The sequence below is a fragment of the bacterium genome, assembly GCA_040753555.1.
Taxonomy (GTDB): Bacteria; UBA9089; UBA9088; order UBA9088; family UBA9088; genus JBFLYE01.
In genome coordinates, this window is the sequence record JBFMDZ010000004.1 from 1 (window position 1) to 21594 (window position 21594).

Here is a 21594-nt window from a genome sequence, read left to right on the forward strand (position 1 = left end):
ATTTTGTCTTCTGAAATATCTTCTATCATTCTATCTATTATATATATCGGTTTTTAAGAGGGTTAAACTTTAGATTTTTTTTTTGGAAATTCAATTCCTATTGCAAGGTAGCGGAAAATGGGAATTTCTCATTTGACACTTTTCTTGGGTCAGAAAGATAAATTTCGTGATGAAATCCATTATAAACAAGATTCTTTTCTTCCATAAGTTTATACATCTTTGCCAGTGATTCAGGCTCAGTGGAATAAGGACCAATATGCAAGATTTGCACACATTTGCCTTCTTTCATCCTCTCAAATTTAATTTCATTTACTAATTCTATTTTTTTCTTCTTTATAACCTCTTTTTTAGCTTTTTCAACGATTTCAGAACTTATGAATTCAGGCTGACGAAGGAGGAGTTTCCACCTCCATTCTTCACGAGGAACCTTTGTGTACAGTTTATCAGAATCTACCCACCATAATCCCTCAAGCTTTGCAACAGTAAAATCCCTTCTCCCTTTTTTCAAAAGCATTTTTACACCATAAGAAAGGGAGTATAAAGCACTGATTTTATCTTGAAACTCATCGCCATCAGGAGAGCCCTTTCCTTCTATTATAAGGAATTTTCCCTCTTCAATCTCCACAATTTCAGGGGTTGTTTTTGCGGTATAATATGCTCTATATTCCTTTGCTAAATCAATCTTTATTTCTTCCATACTTTTATTCCTCCTTCTCAATAATATTACAAACCCTTCCCTTTATCTGCTTTATTTTAATTAAACCAAAGGGCTTTTTGCAAGATAAATCAAGGGGTGTAACAAGAAAGCCATTCTTTGTCTCCTCTTTTATCTTTCCAATATATTCTTTGCATTCACCGATAACCCAGGAATGAACGGGTAAGCCTTCATCAACAAATGCCAGACAAATAGAGAATGGCTTTTTGTTTATATCTTCTTCTTTTACAAATATAACAGTTTCACCTATTTCAGGCTTTCTAAATTTATATGTTATTTTATCCTTTGTAATGCTACAATAATAATATTTACCAAGTGTTCCCATTCCCTCAATCTTTGAGAAATTATCATAGCTTTGAAAGAAAAATGTCTCATTACAGGAGACAAAGATGCTTTCAAAAATGCTTGCTGGACAGAAGAAGATGAACAAGACAATAAAAACCCTCTTCAGGGTAAATTTATAGATAACCCTGATTGCAATAATTAGTAGGGCTATTGCCCAAATAAGCGTAGCAATACAAAAAATAGCTGCAAAGATATAGAATATAGGCTTTCCCCTACATCCAATATAAATAAGGGGAAATATAATGAGGGAAAGAAAACAAGGCACACAAGTATATCCCCAAACAGACAAAAGACCCCTTAATCTTCCCTCAAGGCTATATCTTCTGCTTATAAAATGAATAATAAATGAATAAAGGAAGAATCCAATTGGAATAGTCACAAGAAATGGGACTTGGGTAATAATTTCTGTCTCCTCTAATGGAAAGGGAAGGATTATCCATAGCGTCTCTGTTAGAAGATAGATAATAAATGAGGTAAGTATAGCCCCCTTTTCACTTATTCCCTCAAATGCCTCATCTGGCTTAAAAATTACATTTTTAATTTCTCTTACCATTTTAATAATTTTTACCTTAATTTTGATTTTTGCATTTTGATTTTATAACATTAGACCCATTATTTTTGGCAAATATTCGAAAATATCGTATAGCTTAAGCATTGAAAAAACCCTAATGCTTACAATCCCAAATATAAATGAGGCAATTGATAATTCAAAAAAAGGCTCTTTCCAGAAGAGGGTGAAAAACTCATCCTTTACTGATGGCTTTTTAGATTTTTCAATTTTTTCAGAAAGCCTTATCCAATATTCTAAAAAATCCCTATCTTCCATTTTTTAATTTTTCCTTTAAAATCTTTCTTCCCATATTGAGCCGAGACATTACAGTGCCAATTGGGCAATCAAGGATTTTTGCTATTTCCTTATAAGAAAATCCCTCTATATCCTTTAAAACAATACACATTCTATATGGCTCCTTTAGAGTATTTATTGCATCTTTTATTTCGTCAACCTGAAATTTTTCCTCCAAATCACAAGGGACAGGTATTTCCAATTCCTCTTTATCCCATAGGGGAAATTTTTTCTTTGTCCTTTCTAAATAATTCTTTGATAGATTTACAACAATCCTATAAAGCCATGTTGAAAATGATGATTCAAACCTAAAGTTAGAAATAGAGCGAAGAACCTTTATAAATGCCTCCTGCGATATATCCTTTGCCTCCTCATAATCACCAATTATTCTATAGGAAACCATCCAAGCCCTCTTCCAATGCCTCTTAACCAATTCCTCAAAGCAATTATTCTCTCCATCAAGATAGCGTTTTATCAAGGAGAAATCATCTTCCATTTAAAATAAGACACATCTTTTGCTAAAAATATTCGATATTTGCATGCATTTGACTCTTTTCTTCATAATATTGTTTATTTTGTCTTAAGCCATCTATACAAAATTATACAAACTCATTTTAAGTTTTCTCATCGCTTTTCTTTAATTAGCTGAATACATACAGATTGGTTTTATTTTCAAACTCAAAAACCCATTTGCAAGATTTAATGTAATGTGCTAAACTTTAATTCTCATTTTCCGCTCTTATTTACAATAGGAATTGAATTTCCAAAAAAAATCTAAAGTTTAACCCTCTTAAAAACCGATATATATAATAGATAGAATGATAGAAGATATTTTAAGAAGACAAAATCAAGTTTTTCTCCAAAACAATTGGCTCTTTAGTCATTCTTAAGATAAGTTCTTGATAAGATGAATATTGCAGAGATTATTGATAATATTTGTCCAGCAGATAAACAACAAATAGTAAGTCAATGATTAAGAAATTTTTTGTTTTGATATTTGTAGGCTTAATAGCAATTCTTCTAATAACCCTCATTTCTTTGTGTATTGGCTCATATTCCATTTCTTTAAATAAAATTATTCAAGTAATCCTTGACGGAAAAAGGACAACAGAACATACAATTCTCTTTGATATAAGGCTTCCAAGAGTAATTCTAGGGTTTGCTATAGGTTCGTCATTAGCCTTATCAGGTGCAATTCTTCAGGGATTATTTCGTAATCCCCTAGTTGAGCCATATACATTGGGCATATCTGGAGGTTCTGCTTTGGCTGTTTGTTTAAGTATTGTTCTTTCCTTAAGCCTTCCCCTTCCATTAAGCGGATTTCTTGGAGCTAGCTTTATTATCTTTATTCTTTATTTTTTATCAGCAAGAAACAGAATAGTAAGCCTTCCCTCCCTTCTGCTTCTTGGTGTAATGATAAGCTTTATATCAGGGGGTCTAATTATGCTTATTATGGCCATATCAAAGCATGAAGACCTGCAAGGGATTATCTTTTGGATAATGGGCTCATTAGAGGAGCCAAACTGGTCTTTTATTAACCTTGCCTTATTTTCCTCAATAATAGGGCTTTTTATCTCATTTTTCTTTTCGCAATCCCTTAATGCCTTTTGCCTTGGTGAGGAGAAGGCATTAAATCTGGGTATAGATACAGAGAAGACAAAAAAGGTTCTCTTTCTTATATCATCCCTTCTTGTAGGATTTTCTGTCTCTGTTTCTGGGATAATTGGGTTTGTTGGTTTGGTTGTTCCTCATATAGCCAGGTTTATATTGGGATGGGATTATAGATTTCTTCTTATCTCATCCTGGCTTTTGGGTGGAGGATTTCTTATCCTTTGCGATACAATAGCAAGGACAATCATTGCTCCATACCAGCTACCTGTTGGCGTAATTACAGGCATAATTGGAGGTCTTTTATTTAGCTATTTTTTAATAAGAAATGATAAAGGTAGAGGGCATTTTTTGTGGTTATAATGAATTTTCCCTTTCTGATATAAGCTTTAATGTAGAAAGAGGTGAGATTTTTGGAATAATTGGGCCAAATGGAAGTGGAAAGACAACCCTTTTAAGGGCTATAAGTAAGGTAATCCCATTAAAGAAGGGTAGGGTGGTATTTGAAGAAAAAGATATTAGAAAAATGGGATTTAAAGAATTTGCAAAAATGACAGGGGTAGTTTCCCAGATTGAGGAGATTGCCTTTGATATGAGGGTAGAAGACCTTGTTATGCTAGGAAGGATTCCACATCAAAGGTTTCTCTTTACAACAAAGAAAGATACAGAGGTTATAGAAAAATCAATGGAAATAACAGGGATAATGGATAAAAGAAAAAAGTATATCAGCAAATTAAGTGGAGGAGAGAGGCAACTTGTCTTTATTAGCAGGGCTTTGGCTTCTTGTCCAAGGATTCTTCTATTGGATGAGCCTACAACCCATCTTGATATAACCCATCAAATAGAAGTTTTAAACCTTGTAAGAAAATTAAACAAGGAGATGTTCCTTACAGTAATCATTGTCTTGCATGACCTAAATCTAGCATCTGAATATTGCGATAGGCTCATTTTGCTTTCAGGGGGAAAAATTTATAACATTGGAAGCCCTGAAGAGGTCTTAACATATCAAGCAATAGAGGATGTATATAAAACAAGGGTAATAGTAAGAGAAAACCCAATGAGCCACAAGCCTTATGTATTTCTGGTGTCAAAGTAAAATAAGGGTCAAACCTTATCCATCAATCTTTCCTTGCAAAATGGGATGGAATTAAGATATAATTTTTTTAGATAAATAGAGATAAACCTAATCAACCATTTACGAAAATAGTATAAATGAAACTTTCTGATATAGGCTTGTGGTTGGTGGAAGAGGCAAGAAAAAAGCTAAAATGTTCCCTTGCCTCGGTTATGGTGCTTGATGAAGAAGAAAAAGAGCTTGTGATTATTGCCTCTATTGGTCTTCCCCAAAATATAGTAAAGAGAACAAGAGAGGGTATTGGAGAGGGAATAGCAGGTTATGTTGCAAAAACAGGAGAACCCCTCTTTATTGAGGATATAGAACAGGATGTAAGGTTTTTAAGGAAATCAAAGAAAAGATACTGGACAAAGTCCCTTATCTCCTGCCCCATTAAGCACAATAATTTTCTATTTGGTGTGTTAAATGTGAATAACAAGGTTGATAAAAGTGATTTCACACAAGATGATTTAAAAAGAATAGAAGCATTAGCAAATGCCGCATCAATTAAATTCTCCTTTGCAAACCTAGAAGATATAAAGAAAAAGGTAAATGATTTTAAAACCCTTGTTTCATTCTCAAGGAATATAATGGCATCTTCCTATATTTCTCAGATTGTAAACTATACACATGATGCTTTATCAAAATTATTAAATCCTGAAATTATCGCAATTACCATTATTCCACAAAAAAAGATATATCTAGCTACCTCAAGAAGGATAGAAGAGGCAAAGCTTATGGAATTTCTTTCTCACAAATTCTCTTTGTTTGCCCCCTCTATACCCAATCTTTTTAACTTTACCTGGGAAATAAAAAGGCTTGATGCAAAACCTTCAAGGAAAAGCTTTAAATCCCTTCTTTCATCCTCAATAAGCCTTCCTATCATTATCAATGATTATGAATTTGGGCTTTTATCTATAGCCAGGGAATCCCCATTTTTAAAGGAAAATATCAAATTATTTTCTACCATTCTAAATTACCTATCCATTGTTTTTGGTAAAATTGCACTTACAGAAGACCTTACTGATTCCCTCAAAAAGACAAAGGAAGAGCTTATTCATCAAGAAAGGATGGCTGCAGTAGGAAAGATTACAGAAAAGATAGCCCATGACTTAAGGAATCCATTAACTATTGTTTTGCTTTCAACGATGTTTGCAAAGAAGGCTGTAAAAGATGATAAGGTTCTTGAGACATTAAATAAAGTGGAGAGAGCAGGCTTTATTATGGAAAAGCTGGTTGAGGGTATATCCAGTTTTGCAAAGGAGATAAAGATAAAGAAGGAGAATGTAAGTATTACAAAGACAATTGAAGACTCTCTCTTTCTTGTTGAGGATAAGCTTTCTAACATAGAGAAAACGATAGATATAGCATACGATGAACCAATCCTTGCTGACCCTAAGAAACTTGAAGAGGTATTTACAAATATCATCCAAAATGCCATTCAATCTATGGAGGGAAAAGGGATCTTGGGAATAAAGGTAGAAAAAGAGGGAGATTTTGTAAGGATAGATATCTCTGATACAGGCCCTGGAATTGCCCCTGAAATAAAGGACAAGATATTTTCCACATTCTTTACCACAAAGCCAAAAGGTTTAGGATTGGGTCTTTCCATTGTAAATGAGATAGTAGAAAAGCATTCGGGAAGGATTGAATTAGAATCAGAGCTTGGCAAAGGTTCTTGCTTTAAGATATTTCTTCCGATATATAGCAAATAAATTTTAATATAAAATATCAATGCTTCAGGTCTATACAGGTGATGGAAAGGGAAAGACTACATCTGCTTGTGGACTTGCAATAAGGGCAATAGGGCAGGGTATGAGGGTATGCTATATCCATTTTCATAAAGACCCCGAAAAATATGGCTACGGAGAGATAATGGTATTGGAAAAATTGGGTGTGGATATTTATGGCTTCGCAAAAAAGCACCCATACTTTGATAAAGATGTGAAAAATAAGGAGATACGCAATGAATGTTTAAGTGGTTTAGAATTTGTAAAAAAGCTTTATCAAGAGAATAAATATGATGTGCTTATTTTAGATGAGATAATTGTCTCTTTAAGGGATGGATTTATAAAAGAGGCAGAATTTTTAGAAATATTGGAGAAAAAGCCAGAAAATTTAGAGCTTGTCCTTACAGGAAGGGACTTTCCAGAAAACCTAATTGAAAATGTAGACCTAGTTAGTGAGATAAAAAACATAAAACATCCCTTTGATAAAGGAATAAAAGGAAGAAAAGGGATTGAATTTTAAAGAAGGCACAAAGTGGCAAAGACGCAGAGGTACAGACTTTTAATGGTTTTTTATTTGTATTGTATTTCCTCCAAGTTCACATAATGTTTATTATCCGAACATAAATTATGGCTAAAATTTAGAACTTTGGAACTTCTAAACTTAAGAACTTTAGAATTAGAATATGTATTTTTATATCCAATGGCACATTACCGACAGATGTAATCTTCGCTGTCTACATTGCTATCAAGAGCAATTTAGCGCTTCAAATGAATTGCCTTTCTCAAAGTTAAAGTTAATCTCTGATAATCTAATTTCTAGCTCAAAACTTTGGAATAAAGGCTTAAAAATTGCCCTAACAGGTGGAGAGCCCCTCCTTAAACCAGAATTATGGGCTTTGGTTGATTACCTTAAGTCTTTTAATACAAACTTAAACCTCATTAGCAATGGTACCCTGGTAAGTAAATATATTTCAGACATTAAGCATAGTGGATTAAAAGAGTTTTATATTTCCTTGGATGGAATTACAAAAGAAAGCAATGATAGTATTCGTGGCAAGGGTTCATTCAAAAAGGCAATTGAGGGGATTGAAGCACTAAAGTCACAAAGTTTCTCGGTGGTGATTATGTTCACCCTGCTTAAGCGTAATCTCCCAGAGGCAATGGAATTATTTGGTTTTGCTAAGGAACTTGGGATTGATGGATATATTATTGAGCGATTTTTCCCTTTAGGCCAGGGAAAAAAATATCTTAAAGAAGTGGTTTCAGGAAAAGAACTAAACAGCCTCTATCAACATATTTTTAAACAGGTTGGTGAAATATATGTGCCTTCTGAAATGGTCAAATATCGGGCTATTCGTGTAGAATTTGATAATAAAATCCAATTATATGGGGCAGAATGTATTGCTGGTAGGGATGGTCTGGCAATCCTTCCTGATGGCACTGCCCTACCCTGCCGAAGGTTTAACCTAACTGTTGGTAATCTTTTAGAAAAGCCTTTAACTGAGATCTTTGAAAAATCAGAGGTGTTAAGAAAGATTGTAGACAAAAAGAATTTTAAGGGTATATGCAATGAGAAAAAATGCAAGATTCCTGATTGCTATGGCTGTCGGGCAATGACTTTAGCAATTAGCGGTGATTATTTAGCTCCTGACCCCCATTGCTGGGTTTATATGTAATTTGAATATTTTAATATATAATGAATAGTTACAAATATTATTTGTAAAAAACAGGTAGGAGATTATACTATTGATTTATAAGGCAAAACTTAAAAAACCTGAGTAGTTACAAGAGTAGAAAATTGGCTTTGAAGAGGTTTGGGAAGAAGAATGAAATTCAAAACTTCTAAACTTCAGAAATTAGGAACTTCATAACTTCCAAACTTTGGAAATTAAGAACTTCAGGATTTGTAAATGCCCTTTTCTTGGATATACCTTTCTACGCTATCTGGAATAAAATATTTTATAGAAAGCCCCTTTTTTATCCTCTCCCTTATAAGGCTTGATGAAACAGCCAATGTTGGAAATTCAATCAATTCTATTTTGCATTTTGCATTGAGCATTGAGCATTGAGCAAATCCTTCTCTTGTTACCGCCACAAATCTTATCATTTCAAAAAGCCCTTTTACATCCTTCCACTTACAAAGCTCGGGGATTGTATCTGTGCCTATGATAAAATAATAATCGTTTTTATCGCCATAAATAGATTTTATCTCCCTAATTGTATCTATTGTATATGAATATCCCCTTTTTTTAATTTCAAGGTTCACTGGAATAAATGATTTATTATTCTTTAAGGATAACTTTAACATCTTAAATCTATCTTTTGAATTTGCAATTGGTTTTGGTTTATGTGGAGGAATGCCTGATGGAACAAACAAAACCATTTCAAGTTTAAGTTTTTCTTTAACTATTTCTGCGGCTTGGAGATGGCCAAAATGGACAGGGTCAAATACACCACCCATTATTCCAATGTTCATAATTTTATCCCTCTATTCCAGCTTCCTCCAGACTTTTCTTCAACAAATGCTTTAAATTCAATTTATCTGCCCAACAGAGAAGATATTTCATATCCAATCGCCTCCCTTGCACCTTCAATACCCCTAATACATCACTCCACTGTCTATCCGATACCTCGCCACCCATTTTATACCATTGCAATTTACTTAAGATAGTATCTTCAGGTGTAGAGATATAGGCAGTTTGTTCGGGATTGCGGATTACTATCTCTTTGTATCGTCGCCTAAGTTGTTCTTGGGTATAAGGATGACAATCAAAGACAAAAATATCTATCTTAAACATCCATTCTAAGTAGATAAGATTAAATGAGCTTTTCCTTTTAATCGCTTCTTTTATCATCTCTTCATCAATATAAAATTCATCTTGAAGTGCTTCTTTTAATGGGAGAATATGCTCCATCTTTAAATCAGCCACTATATCAACATCATTGGTTGCACGAACCACACCATATATTGCACTTGCCAAAGAGCCACCAATAAAATATGGGATATCCAATTTCTCAAAGAATGAGACAAGTTTTAACGCAACAAATGTCGGCTCTAATAGCATTAATAACCCTCCTTTTCAGGATCCCAGTTATAGGCACGAATGACTATTTCTCGAGGAAGCACTAATGCTGCCAGCCGTTTTTTAAGCTCATCATCATTTGCTTCAGGATACCGTCTTCTAAGACCAATTAACGCCAATTCTCGACAGGCAGTGGTTATTTGACTAACCATTTCTATTTTTCGCCAGGCAGGTGCCTTTCGCAATAATTCAATTAATACCTTTTCTGCCTCAGGTTGTGTATCGGGTGAGAGTGTTTTCATTTGACTTCATTCTGCCAAAAAATTTTATTTTCTAATCTGACCCTCTCCAAAAATGATAAACTTTGAAGATGTAAGCTCTTTTAGCCCCATTGGACCCCTGGCATGGAGCTTCTGGGTTGATGTGCCGATTTCAGCCCCTAAGCCAAATTCAAACCCATCTGTGAACCTGGTTGAAACATTTACATAGACACTAGCAGAATCAATTTCTTTAAGAAATCTTAAAGTTTTACTATAAGAATTTGTTATAATGGAGTCAGAATGATGCGAGCCATAATGGTTTATATGAAATATTGCCTCATCCAGAGAGGAAACGACTTTTATGGATAAAATAAGGCTTAAATATTCGGTTTTCCAATCATCCTCTGTTGTAGGAATAATATTTTGAACAATCTCCCCTACCCTTTCATCTCCCCTTATCTCACATCCTGCATCCTTCAATCTTTTTATTAAATTTGGTAGAATATCTCTTGCAATATCAGAGTGAACAAGCAATGTTTCCATTGCATTACAAACCCCTGGTCTTTGGACTTTGGCATTATAGGCAATCTCAGATGCCATATTTAGGTCTGCCTCATTATCAATATAGACATGGCATATCCCCTCTCCATGGCTAATAATAGGAACCTTTGCTCCTTCTCCAATTTCTTCAATAAGCCTTTTTCCTCCCCGCAATATTATGCAATCTATGTATTCTTTAAGGGATACTAACTCCTTAACGCCTCCCCTTTCTTCAATAAAACCTATGGCATCCTTTAAATCTCCCAAAGCATCCTTTATAAGATTGACAATAAATTTATTGGAATTTAAAGCCTCAGAGCCACCTTTTAATATTACAGAATTAGAAGATTTAAAGCACAGAGAAAAGGCATCGGCTGTAACATTTGGCCTTGCCTCATAGATTATCCCAATTACACCTAAAGGGTGCCTCATTTTTCCAACCAGCATCCCATTTGGCCTTCTTGTCATATCATAGACCTCAAAAACAGGGTCAGGAAGCAAGGCAACAGCCCTAATTCCAGAAACCATATCCCCTACCCTTTTTTCATTAAGCAAAAGCCTATCTGTCAAGGCAGAAGATAGGCCTATCCCTTTTGCATAGCTTAAATCCTTCTCATTTTCTTTAAGCAAATCTTTTTCTTTTTCAGAAATTTTACTTGCTATTTTAAGGAGAATATCGTCTTTTTCCTTTGATGAAAGACTAAGGAGCCTATAAGAACACTCCTTTGCCTTCTTTGCAATTTCTCTTGTTTCCATAAAAGGAAGTATAAATTAAAGTGGATTTTTTGTAAAGGATTTTTTATACTATTTAAAATGAAAACATTATGTGGTATTTTCATTTTGGGATTGGCTTTAAGGCTTTTGTTTCTTTCTTTCTTTCCAGATTTAAAGGCAGTAGATTCAGGTGGATATGATGAAATAGGTTTAAACATTGCTCAACATATGAGCTTTCATTCTGGTGGAAAACCAACACCACACAGGGAACCAATCTATCCATTATTTCTATCCATAATTTACCTTATATTTGGACATAGCCTTTTAGCGGTAAAAATTGCCCAGGCAATTCTTGGAAGCCTAACCGCTATTATGGTTTATTTTATAGGAAAGAAGGTTTTTGGAAGAAATTGTGGAATTTTGGCATCTCTTTTCTGTGCTTTATATCCCCATTTTATTACTACAACGGGTTTTATCCTTACAGAGACACTCTTTATATTTCTCCTTTCTATATCAATCTTGTTTATAATGAAGGGTGTAGAAAAGAGAAAATTTTTAATTTTAGCAGGAATATTCCTTGGGCTTACAACACTCACAAGGAGCATAACCATTCTTTCTCCCCTTTTCTTTTTAATCTCTTTTTTATTCATTAAAAAAAGAAAGGAGGCGATCCTAGACTTTTTTCTTCTTTCTTTCTTTATGGGTATTACAATAATTCCTTGGACAATCAGAAATTATATAAGGTTTCATACCTTTGTTCCTGTTGCAACAGGTGTAGGACTTAGTTTTTGGCCAGGTACATATCTTCCCTGGGATGGAGATTGGAGGTATTGGGATCCTAAAGATTTGGAGAAGATAACATCTTCTTGCTCTTCAACTATTGAAGTAGATAAAAAATTATGCAAGGAAGCATTTAAAAACATAAGAGAAAATCCATTGGGTTATATTAAATTATGGCCAAAAAAGCTATATAGATTATGGTTTTGGATTCCTGGTGGAAAGGAGGTTTTAAGGCCATATCCAAAGATAAAGGTATTTCTTGCCATAGTTCAATATTTAGTTATTTTTTTTGGATTATTAGGAATTATTATTGGATGGGAAAGATGGAAAATTTTTCTTCCCCTTCTTACCATTATTATATATATTTCTTTTCTGCATACCCTATTTTTTCTTGCAATTCCAAGGTATAATCTACCCATAATGCCTCATCTTTTGGTATTTTCTGCAAGGGCGGTTATTAAGATTTTAAAATTAAAATGAAGCTACTATCTGTTATTATGCCTGTTTATAATGAGAAGGATACAATAGAGGAGATAATAAAAAAAATAGAGGCAATAAATCTTCCTAAAGAAATCATTATCATTGATGATTATTCAAGTGATGGAACAAGGGAGATTATAGAACAAAGGATAAACCAGAAGAATGTTATTAAGCTTTTTCATTCAGAAAATAGAGGCAAAGGCTCTGCAATAAGAACAGGCTTGGAAAAGGCATCTGGAGATATAATTATCATCCAGGATGCTGACTTAGAATATGACCCAGAAGACTACTATAAATTAGTTAAGCCTATTATGGAAGGAAAGGTAGATGTTGTTTATGGCTCTCGTGTTTTGGGGAAGGGTAAATTTTCTTATCTAAGATATGCCTTGGGAGGTAAATTTCTTTCCTTACTTACAAACATCCTTTATGGCTCACATATTACAGACGAACCAACCTGTTATAAGGTATTTAAGACAGATGTAATAAAATCCTTAAATTTAAAATGTAAGAAATTTGAATTTTGTCCTGAGGTTACAGCCAAGGTTTTAAAAAAGGGCTATGAGATTTTAGAGCTTCCAATATCCTATTTTCCCAGAAAAATAGAGGAGGGAAAGAAAATAAATTGGAAGGATGGAGTAGAGGCTATTTGGACACTTGTAAAATATAGATTTTGGGATTAGTAAAATTTTATTGACACGAGAAATTTTGGATGATATATTTTTTATCTTGATGAAAAAAACAATTAGAGGATTTATTCAAGGAATGACGAAAGAAAAAGACAAAGATAGCTGTATGGCAGCTGTTTTTCTGTGCCTATTGATAAATCATTATTTAAAAGCTCACATTTTTTTCATTGTAGCTTTATTTTTCTTAATTGTTGGTATGGTCTATCCTCAAATACTTCGGCCCCTAACTATTTTATGGTTTGGATTATCCCATATTTTAAGCTTTATTGTCCCTAATATAATACTGACCATTGTTTTTTTTCTATTTGTTACACCATTAGGGTTTTTATCAAATTTTTTTAGGGGTGATATTTTAAAGATAAAACAATTTAAAAAGAATAATAATTCTATATTTAGAGAAAGAAACTATGTATTTTGTAAGGAGGATTTGGTTCACCCATTTTAAGATATAGGAGGTAGATATGGATTTTTTACGAGATTTTTTTGGATTTCTAATGAAAAGAAAGAAATTTTGGTTATTGCCTACAATAATCATCCTTCTTTTACTAGGCATTCTTATTTTTATCTCTAGTGGCACTGCAATATCGCCATTTATATATACTCTATTTTAATGCAAGAAGAGAAAACAAAAAGAAATGCTATTTTAGGTATATCTGCCTATTATCATGATAGCGCCGCAGCACTAGTAATAGATGGTGAAATTTTTGCAGCCTCACAAGAAGAGCGATTTAGCCGAAAAAAATACGACCCATCTTTTCCCATTCATTCAATTAGATTTGTCTTGAATGAATCAGGCATTGAATTAAAAGACCTATCTTGCGTTGTATTTTATGATAAGCCATACATAAAATTTGAGCGTTTGCTAGAGACCTATTATGCTTTTTCTCCAAAGGGCTTAAAAAGCTTTTTAATGGCAATCCCTGTTTGGATTAAAGAAAAGCTATTCTTAAAAAATATTATTTTAAAAGAGCTTTCAAAAATTGGTTCTGGTAAACCAAAATTGTTGTTTTCAGAGCACCATTTTTCACATGCAGCATCTGCATTTTATCCATCCCCTTTTGAAAAAGCAGCTATCTTAACAATAGATGGTGTAGGAGAATGGGCTACAGCGACCATTGGATATGGTGAGGGAAATAAAATAACAATTTTTAAAGAGCTAGATTTTCCCCACTCAATAGGGCTGTTATATTCAGCCTTTACTTATTATTGTGGATTCAGGGTAAATAGTGGCGAATACAAGCTAATGGGGCTTGCACCCTATGGAGATAAAAATTCCGAAGAGACAAAGAGATTTAGAAAAATTATTACAGATGAATTGGTTGATATTAAAGAAGATGGTTCAATTTTATTAAATATGAAATACTTTGAGTATGCAACGGGATTGACAATGTGTAAGGATTCTCTTTGGTTTAAACTTTTTGGAATTAAAAGAAGAGAACCAGAATCTGAACTAACCCAACCCTATATGAATTTGGCATTAGCAGCCCAACAGGTTCTTGAGGAAATCGTCCTTAAACTTGCAAAAACAGCTAAGGCAATTACAAAATGTGAAAATTTAGTAATGGCTGGCGGCGTTGCACTAAATTGTGTTGCAAATGGTAAAATTATTCAGGAACATCTATTTGATGACTTGTGGATTCAACCTGCAGCAGGTGATGCTGGAGGTGCTTTAGGCGCTGCCTTGGGTATTTGGTTTTTATACTATAACAACGAAAGAAAGATTCCTCTTAAAGATCAAATGAAAGGAGCTTTTTTAGGGCCTGAATATGATGAGAATGATATTAAGTATGTCATCAATAAATATCAATCTTCCTGTACCCATTTTGAAGATTTTGGAAAATTATGCGACGAGGTTTGTAGGTTAATTTCAGAGAAAAAGGTAGTTGGATGGTTTCAAGGAAGGATGGAGTTTGGACCTCGTGCACTTGGAAACAGAAGTGTCCTGGCAGACCCTCGCTCTCCTGATATGCAGAAAAGATTGAATTTAAAGATTAAATATAGAGAAGGATTCAGACCCTTTGCTCCCTCTGTGCTTGAAGAAGATGTAAAAGAATATTTTAAGCTAGAAAAAATATCTCCATATATGCTTCTTGTAGCCCCTGTTAAAGAAGAAAGAAGAAATAAGCTACCAGAAGATTTTGAAAAAAGAGGTTTATATGAAAGGCTATATTTTTTAAGGTCTGATATTCCCTGTGTAACGCACTTAGATTATTCCGCACGGATTCAGAGTGTATCTAAAAATACAAATCCAAGATTTTGGCAACTACTTAATACATTTAAACAACAATCAGGCTATGGATTATTGGTTAATACAAGCTTTAATGTTAGAGGAGAACCCGTTGTATGCACACCCGAGGATGCCTATAGATGCTTTATGCGAACCGAAATGGATGGCCTTGTTATCAATAATTACCTTTTTCTTAAAAATGATCAGCCAATTTTTATAGATAAAGGCTGGAAAAAGGAGTTTGCATTAGATTAGAGATGATAAAAAAAGAAACAATTTATATTCTTTTTATGTTTATATTTTTAATAATACTAACAGAATTTTTATCCCTTTTTTATCTTAAAACAATGGATATGACAAAGGGCGATATTAGCACAAGGCATTTATATCATCCCTATCGTGGCCATCAATTAAATCCTGAATATTCAAGAAAATGGGATACTAATGGTCAAAAAATTCATTCTATTGATGGATTTAGAAATAATCATCCAATTTCAAAGATAAGGAAAGCAAATACATTTAGGATAATTATGATGGGGGCATCGGCTTTATATGGTATAGGTGTTCAAAAAGCAGATTTTTATCCAAAATGTAGGGGATTGCTAAACAACGAAACCATAAATTATTTTTTAGAAAATATACTTAATGAAGAGCTAAAGAAGAAAAATATTAACTTAAAGGTAGAGGTTATCAATGCAGCTGTAACAGGCTATCAGACCTTTCAGCATCTAATTTATTTTAATGAATGTTTATATGAATATTCTCCAGATATGGTCATTTTCTTTGATGGCCATAATGATTTTTATAATACCAAGAAACTTAATCATTTTCAGGATTATAGTTATTCCTCTGTTTATCTTATCCCAGGTTTTAATAACAGGGGATTATTATTTACATTATATACAACAAGCAGGTATTTAAGCAAATTTAGCTATTTTTTTAAGGTAGTTGAAAAGGTTGTTGAAAAAATTTGGGAGAGAAAGGAGGTTGTAAAATATTCATCCTCTAAAAGCCCTGTTTTGGTTTCAAAAAAAGAGGAGGAATTCCCAAATAACTATAAAGATATTGCAAGGGATACATTTTTACGCGCATATCTTCAATTTCAATGTTTATCAAAACTTTATAATTTTGACATAATGGTTTTTCTTCAGCCAGAGGTAATTCTTGAGAATGATAACTATTTAAGCAAAGAAGATGCTTTAAGAAAAGAAATTACCTTAAAACAAGGCTTCTCTTTAAGAATAGAAAATATAAAAATAATTAGACAATTACTACCCGATATTTTTAAGAAATATAGTATAGATTTTTATGATATTTCTACCATTGGGTCAGTTGAGACTAAAAAACAGCATTTATATATGGACTATTGCCATTTAACACCTATTGGTTCAAAGCGTGTTGCTGAATTGATGGCTCCTATAATTTTGTCAAAATTAAAAAAATAGAATTTTCTTGACAGAAAAGAATTTTGAATGATATTATTTTTTCTTAAAAAATGAAGTCTATTATTGTTTCGGGAATAGGAAGGTGTGGAAAAAGTTTTTTGTCTATAGGTTTTGCATCAAACCTTAAGAATTGTGGGTATTTTAAGCCAATTGGTGAAAGGAGGCTTATTGGTGGCAAAATGATTGATGAAGATATCTCCTTAATGAAGGAAATATGCAAGCTTTCTTTCTCTGATGAAGAAATATGCCCTGGTCTTTTCTTTCCTGAAAAAGATATTTCTCTAGAAAAAATAAAAGAGGCTTATAATAAAATATCAGAAGGCAAAGATTACATAATTATTGAATCAGATCTTGTAAGGGGAGAAAAAAAGCACTTGGGAGCATTTCATATTGCCAAAGCATTAAATACAAAGATTGTCCTTGTTATTGAGGAAAAGAATGGATGGGAAGATGAAATGGCATTTTTAAAGGAATCAGGAGGCGAGGTTATCCTTGGTGTGGTATTAAATAAGGCTTCTCAAACAATTAAGGGTAATGAATTTTTAGGAATTATTCCAAAAAGGGAGGAATTTTTTTCAATCTCTGTATCTCAAATTCAAGAGGCATTGGATGCAAATGTTTTAGCAGGAGACGATGGCATTTCAAAAATGGTTGAACATATCCTTGTTGGAGCAATGACCCCTCAATATGCCCTAGGATATTTTGAAAGAACAGATAAAAAGGCAGTAATTACTGGAGGAGACAGGACAGACCTTATTCTTTCAGCCTTAACAGAAGATACATCCTGCATTATTACAACAGGCGATATTATTCCCTCACCCGAGGTTATAAGAAAGGCAGAAATAAGAAAAATTCCTATTCTTTCTGTCTCGTGGGACACATTAACAACAGCAGATAAGATTGAAAGAATAATTCCAAGAATAAGCCCTGATAATAAGGCAAAGCTTTCTTTGATAAAAGAGCTTACCGAACCTTTAGCCGATGCAATATTTAAGTAAGGATTTAGCAAGAATTTTACTGGTGCTCTGGTGCTCTGGTGCTCTGGTGCTCTGGAATGCCTAAGGTTGCCATCCTTAAAACATCCCCTCAAACCATTATTGATGATTATAAAAGGCTCATTCACTTGGCTGAATATGAAAAATGCCTTTCTTGCGAAAGAGACCTTATCCTTAAACTTAACCTTTCCTGGACGAAATACTTTCCATCTTGTTCAACAGAACCCTGGCAGCTTGATGGCATCTTAAATTGTCTTATTGAAGATGGTTTTCTTCCATCAAAGCTATTTCCCGTTGAGAATAAAACCGTTGTTACAAACCCTTTAAAAGGAGCATCTGACAATAAATGGCTTCCCGTTTTAAAGAAATACCACCTTAAATTTATAAGCCTTCCTGAGGTAGAATGGACGGTTTTTAAGTTTAAAGAAAAGCTTCTTGTAATAGATAAGATATTTCCCGAAGGTATTTCAATTCCAAAGATGTTTATTGGAAAAGATATTCTACATCTTCCAACAATAAAGACGCATGGACACTCAATTACAACAGGGGCTATAAAAAATGCCTTTGGTGGCTTATTAAAGGAATATAGGCACTATGCCCATAAATACATCCACGAGACATTGGTAGACTTACTTATTATGCAAAAAGAGCTTCACACTGGTGTTTTTGCTGTAATGGATGGGTGTGTTGCCGGAGATGGTGCAGGGCCTAGGACTATGATTCCTAGGATAAAAAATGTCCTATTGGCATCTTCTGATTCTGTTGCAATAGATGCTGTTTCTGCAAAGCTTATGGGATTTGAACCAATGGAGATTCCATATATTAGAATGGCTAATGATATGGGTCTCGGTGTTGGTAAGATTAAGGATATAGAGTTTATTGGTGATTGTGAGGCAATCAATGAGAATTGGAATTTTAAGGTAAAGAGAAGCCCTGTTATCTTTGTTGACCAAATGATTAGAAAGGGATTTTTACAAAGGTTTGAAAGAATCCTTCTTCATTCACCCCTATGGCATTGGGCACCTATTGCCTCAAATTTCTATCACGACATCCTTTGGTATCCAACAATTGGAAGAATAAGGATAAATAAATTTATGAAAACAGAATGGGGAAAGCTCTTCAGATCTTATGAATGAAAAAGGCTATATTTTTCCTTCTTTTATTTTCATATCCAGCCTTCTCAGACCTTAAAACTGCAAAAGGATGCTTTTTAAAATGGGAATTTAAAGAGGCACAATTATATTACGAAGAAGAATTAAAGAAAACAAACAATCCAGAAATATTATTCCCCCTTTGTATTTGCTATCAAAAGCAAGGAAACCTCTTAAAATTTAGAGATCTAAAAACGAACTATCCAGAATTAAGGGATGGTATTTTCTTTTTCTATAATGGAGAATACAAAAAGGCATTTAATGTTTTTAGTAAGGATAAAAGCAAATATAGCTATATAGGAATGGGTATGGTAAAAAAGGCAGGTGGTGATTTTAAACAAGCAGAAAGGCTATTTTTAAAGGCAAAACCTTTTTCCTTATCTTATATAAAGCTAGGAGAACTATATCTCCTTCTGGATAAAGAAAGCTCATTTCTTACAAACATTTCTGAAGGGATAAAGAAGACAAGGGATATAGACTTATTTCTTATGTTTGCAAAGTATCTTAATAGCAAAAGTAATTATGATGAAGCCTTAAATATTTTGAAAAAGATTACGAAGGACGAGCCAGAAAACATCATAATAAAGGAGGAGATGTTAAAAACCCTTATGTCTTTAGGAACAGAAGAGGAAGGGATATTTTCTATTATAAATGCTTCTAAAATAGATAGGACATACCTTGAAGGATGCTTTTGTGCATTTACCCAAAGCTATATTAGGGCATTTCGCCAATTTTCGCTTTGTGATTTCCCTCTTGCCAAGATAAGGGCTTTATGGATGTGCAAGGAGATTGGATGGAGACAAAGGGGTAAAGAGCTTTACAAAGAGATTTCTATTACACTTTCTGGCGATGGCTTATCCGATGTTCACCTTGCCGAGATTTACGCAAAAATGGGAAGCTATACAGAAGGTTTTGGGCACCTCAAAAATGCCTTAAAAAAAGAACCTGATCTTGAAATTGCCCATTTTGCATTAGGAAACCTTTATTATTTAAATAATGATTTTATAAAAGCTTTTTTTTCATACAAAAAAGGCTTTAACCTTTCAGATAGCAAGAAATACTTTTGGGCTTACCTTGAGGATGCCTTTATCATAAGATACCTTCCATTATTTAGCCTATTTTATATTGCTTTATTTCTTATAACCCTAATCCTTTTATTCATCACCCATTTTGTAGGCAAATTTATTGTAAGGGGCTATTTAGGTCTTAAAAGGTATATAGTAAGAAAGAAGTGGCTTATCTGGCTTTATCTTATTGCAACTGGTATCTTCTTTATCGCCCTTCTCATTGGAGGAGAAAAAATCAGGTTTGTTCCACTCATCGCATTAAAAGAAATATTCCTTATCCTTATAATATACCTCTTTATTTCCGTTATTATTCCAATCTTTTTAATTCTTACCGTTGGCACACTTATAAAATGGCCAAAATTAAAGATATATCTTTTATTCTTTCTCCTTGATAATTCTTTGGATGTAACCATTGTTCTTGGCTTTGCTGCCTTATTTCCAATATTTATTCAATATCCACAGATATATGAAACCTTTTCTTTCTCATTTATCATTTTAAGAAGGTTTGGTTTATTAACAATCTTATTAGCCATGTTTCTTTTCTATGTTTGGTTCAATAGATTTGTCTTGAAAGGTTATAAAATGGTAGAATTAAATTATATGGATTCTGCTTTAGAAAGGTTTAAAAATGGCATTTTTTCTATTAAATTTATAAAATGGCTTGAGCCAACATATTCTGATATGGCATCCTCTTGCATATTAGGGATGGTTTTTATCTTACTAAAAAAGGCAGAGATTGAAAAAATAGAGGAATTATGGAAGCCTTTGTTAGAAAGCCTCAATGAGTGGTGGCCCTTAAATACAAGGGCAAAATTCCTTTACGATTGGTCAATTATTTTGTCTTTGATTATGCAGGATAGAAAATCTGATGCAAAAGAAAGACTTAATACTATTGCTTCTATTCCTGAATATAGAAATAAAGGTGGAATTTCTTTTCTTTTTGAGCTTTTAGGAGAGGCTTACAAAGAAAAGAAAAGAGAGGAAAAATACCTTTCATTTATTATGTCCTATGTTAAAGATAAAGGAAAATGAAATAGAAATTGCTGTTTCTTGTTTAAAAAATGGAGGGATAATTGCCTTTCCAACAGATACAGTCTATGGAATAGGCGTGGATGGAAGGAATAAAGGGGCATATTATAAGATTTATAAGATAAAAAAGAGGGAAGAAGACAAGCCAATTCCATTTTTAATAGGGGATATTTCATATTTAGAAATGATGACAGGGAATGTTTCAAAGGAGGCTTTTAAAATGGCAGAAAGGTTCTGGCCAGGCCCACTTACAATTATCCTTTATTCCTCTCCTGAATTCTTGTGGGTTAGTCCTAAAATTGCCTTAAGGGTTCCTAATCATTCAATCCCCCTTTTGTTGTTAAAAAGCCTTAAGGGACCAATTGCAGCAACATCGGCAAATATATCAAAGGAAAAAGAGGCAATAAAAGTAGATGAGGTTTGTTCTTGCCTTTCTTCTTGTATTGATGTTATCATTGATGGAGGAAATGCAAATTTAGGTATTGCATCAACAATTATTGATATGACAGAAAAACCAAAGATATTAAGGAGAGGGGCAATATATCAGGAGGTTTTAAGATGGATAGAGAAACAATAAAGTATATCGCAGGTCTTTCTAATATTTCCCTTATCCTAGATGAAGAAGAATTACTAACAAAGGAATTGACAAAAATCATTGAATACATTTCAAAGATTAGCGAGGTTTTAGAAGATGCGCCTTTTTATTTAGAAGAAAAAGAAAGGCGGATGAGACCAGATGAGGTAAAACCAGGTCTTTCATCCATTTCAAGCCTTTCAAAATACATTGAGGATAACCAATTTAAGGTTCCAAAGGTGATAGAGTGAATTTCGGATTACAGAT

24 protein-coding genes are annotated in these 21594 nt (G+C 33.5%); 16 read left to right on the forward strand and 8 right to left on the reverse strand.

Translation table 11 applies throughout. The features are described from left to right. Positions 1 to 97: 97 nt before the first annotated feature. From AB1630_00730 to AB1630_00745, 4 genes are read right to left on the reverse strand one after another with little or no spacing between them, the layout of a single operon-like run. Entirely contained in the window at positions 98 to 697 is a 600-nt protein-coding gene (locus AB1630_00730; GenBank protein MEW6102336.1) for a GyrI-like domain-containing protein, read from the reverse strand. Positions 698 to 701: 4 nt separating this feature from the next. Continuing rightward, on the reverse strand, positions 702 to 1613 hold the full coding sequence (locus AB1630_00735; protein ID MEW6102337.1) for a Yip1 family protein: 912 nt from the start codon (positions 1611 to 1613) through the stop codon (positions 702 to 704). A 42-nt stretch (positions 1614 to 1655) separates the two neighbouring features. Continuing rightward, positions 1656 to 1886, reverse strand: a complete 231-nt coding sequence (locus AB1630_00740) for a hypothetical protein (GenBank protein ID MEW6102338.1) — start codon at positions 1884 to 1886, stop codon at positions 1656 to 1658. Further along, the gene (locus AB1630_00745) at positions 1876 to 2400 is read right to left on the reverse strand and encodes a sigma-70 family RNA polymerase sigma factor (GenBank protein ID MEW6102339.1); all 525 of its coding nucleotides are present in this window, start codon (positions 2398 to 2400) and stop codon (positions 1876 to 1878) included. The genes AB1630_00740 and AB1630_00745 overlap by 11 nt, the downstream gene beginning before the upstream one ends. Positions 2401 to 2873: 473 nt before the next feature. On the opposite strand from AB1630_00745, the gene AB1630_00750 reads away from it, so the two are divergent. The 5 genes from AB1630_00750 (at position 2874) to AB1630_00770 (ending at position 8032) form a co-directional block, all read left to right on the forward strand. Continuing rightward, complete coding sequence (locus AB1630_00750; GenBank protein ID MEW6102340.1) at positions 2874 to 3875, forward strand: iron ABC transporter permease; 1002 nt, start codon at positions 2874 to 2876, stop codon at positions 3873 to 3875. Next, complete coding sequence (locus AB1630_00755; GenBank protein ID MEW6102341.1) at positions 3841 to 4608, forward strand: ABC transporter ATP-binding protein; 768 nt, start codon at positions 3841 to 3843, stop codon at positions 4606 to 4608. The genes AB1630_00750 and AB1630_00755 overlap by 35 nt, the downstream gene beginning before the upstream one ends. Before the next feature lie 116 nt (positions 4609 to 4724). Further along, positions 4725 to 6341 (forward strand): ATP-binding protein, encoded by a 1617-nt coding sequence (locus AB1630_00760; GenBank protein ID MEW6102342.1) that lies wholly within the window; start codon positions 4725 to 4727, stop codon positions 6339 to 6341. Between the two features lie 19 nt (positions 6342 to 6360). Continuing rightward, positions 6361 to 6876 carry a cob(I)yrinic acid a,c-diamide adenosyltransferase gene (locus AB1630_00765; protein ID MEW6102343.1) on the forward strand — a complete coding sequence of 172 codons (516 nt, stop codon included), beginning with the start codon at positions 6361 to 6363 and terminating at the stop codon, positions 6874 to 6876. A gap of 163 nt (positions 6877 to 7039) precedes the next feature. Beyond that, positions 7040 to 8032 (forward strand): radical SAM protein, encoded by a 993-nt coding sequence (locus AB1630_00770; protein MEW6102344.1) that lies wholly within the window; start codon positions 7040 to 7042, stop codon positions 8030 to 8032. A gap of 221 nt (positions 8033 to 8253) precedes the next feature. Here the strand turns inward: AB1630_00770 and nadD are convergent, their stop codons facing one another. Genes nadD through AB1630_00790 form a run of 4 tightly spaced genes read right to left on the reverse strand, consistent with a single transcriptional unit; the run spans position 8254 to position 10935 of the window. Next, positions 8254 to 8832 (reverse strand): nicotinate-nucleotide adenylyltransferase, encoded by a 579-nt coding sequence (gene nadD, locus AB1630_00775; protein ID MEW6102345.1) that lies wholly within the window; start codon positions 8830 to 8832, stop codon positions 8254 to 8256. 4 nt (positions 8833 to 8836) lie between these two features. Further along, on the reverse strand, positions 8837 to 9421 hold the full coding sequence (locus AB1630_00780; protein MEW6102346.1) for a hypothetical protein: 585 nt from the start codon (positions 9419 to 9421) through the stop codon (positions 8837 to 8839). Further along, entirely contained in the window at positions 9421 to 9681 is a 261-nt protein-coding gene (locus AB1630_00785; GenBank protein MEW6102347.1) for a hypothetical protein, read from the reverse strand. The genes AB1630_00780 and AB1630_00785 overlap by 1 nt, the downstream gene beginning before the upstream one ends. Positions 9682 to 9705: 24 nt before the next feature. Continuing rightward, positions 9706 to 10935, reverse strand: a complete 1230-nt coding sequence (locus AB1630_00790) for a glutamate-5-semialdehyde dehydrogenase (GenBank protein ID MEW6102348.1) — start codon at positions 10933 to 10935, stop codon at positions 9706 to 9708. A gap of 57 nt (positions 10936 to 10992) precedes the next feature. Here AB1630_00790 and AB1630_00795 point away from each other — a divergent pair, with 57 nt between their 5' ends. From AB1630_00795 to AB1630_00845, 11 genes are read left to right on the forward strand one after another with little or no spacing between them, the layout of a single operon-like run. Then, positions 10993 to 12153, forward strand: a complete 1161-nt coding sequence (locus AB1630_00795; protein MEW6102349.1) for a glycosyltransferase family 39 protein — start codon at positions 10993 to 10995, stop codon at positions 12151 to 12153. Further along, positions 12150 to 12833, forward strand: coding sequence for a glycosyltransferase family 2 protein (locus AB1630_00800; protein ID MEW6102350.1), 684 nt, complete (start codon positions 12150 to 12152; stop codon positions 12831 to 12833). The genes AB1630_00795 and AB1630_00800 overlap by 4 nt, the downstream gene beginning before the upstream one ends. 49 nt (positions 12834 to 12882) lie before the next feature. Next, on the forward strand, positions 12883 to 13284 hold the full coding sequence (locus AB1630_00805) for a hypothetical protein (GenBank protein ID MEW6102351.1): 402 nt from the start codon (positions 12883 to 12885) through the stop codon (positions 13282 to 13284). A gap of 16 nt (positions 13285 to 13300) precedes the next feature. Further along, positions 13301 to 13450, forward strand: coding sequence for a DUF5989 family protein (locus AB1630_00810; protein ID MEW6102352.1), 150 nt, complete (start codon positions 13301 to 13303; stop codon positions 13448 to 13450). Continuing rightward, complete coding sequence (locus tag AB1630_00815) at positions 13450 to 15321, forward strand: carbamoyltransferase (GenBank protein ID MEW6102353.1); 1872 nt, start codon at positions 13450 to 13452, stop codon at positions 15319 to 15321. Before AB1630_00810 ends, AB1630_00815 begins: the two co-directional genes overlap by 1 nt. A 2-nt stretch (positions 15322 to 15323) precedes the next feature. Next, positions 15324 to 16511, forward strand: a complete 1188-nt coding sequence (locus tag AB1630_00820) for a hypothetical protein (GenBank protein MEW6102354.1) — start codon at positions 15324 to 15326, stop codon at positions 16509 to 16511. A gap of 50 nt (positions 16512 to 16561) precedes the next feature. Next, positions 16562 to 17509, forward strand: a complete 948-nt coding sequence (locus AB1630_00825) for a DRTGG domain-containing protein (protein ID MEW6102355.1) — start codon at positions 16562 to 16564, stop codon at positions 17507 to 17509. A 56-nt stretch (positions 17510 to 17565) separates the two neighbouring features. Further along, positions 17566 to 18642 (forward strand): DUF362 domain-containing protein, encoded by a 1077-nt coding sequence (locus AB1630_00830; GenBank protein MEW6102356.1) that lies wholly within the window; start codon positions 17566 to 17568, stop codon positions 18640 to 18642. After that, complete coding sequence (locus AB1630_00835) at positions 18639 to 20756, forward strand: hypothetical protein (protein MEW6102357.1); 2118 nt, start codon at positions 18639 to 18641, stop codon at positions 20754 to 20756. Before AB1630_00830 ends, AB1630_00835 begins: the two co-directional genes overlap by 4 nt. Then, on the forward strand, positions 20734 to 21330 hold the full coding sequence (locus AB1630_00840; protein ID MEW6102358.1) for an L-threonylcarbamoyladenylate synthase: 597 nt from the start codon (positions 20734 to 20736) through the stop codon (positions 21328 to 21330). Before AB1630_00835 ends, AB1630_00840 begins: the two co-directional genes overlap by 23 nt. After that, the gene (locus AB1630_00845) at positions 21312 to 21578 is read left to right on the forward strand and encodes an Asp-tRNA(Asn)/Glu-tRNA(Gln) amidotransferase subunit GatC (GenBank protein MEW6102359.1); all 267 of its coding nucleotides are present in this window, start codon (positions 21312 to 21314) and stop codon (positions 21576 to 21578) included. The genes AB1630_00840 and AB1630_00845 overlap by 19 nt, the downstream gene beginning before the upstream one ends. Positions 21579 to 21594 lie beyond the last annotated feature (16 nt).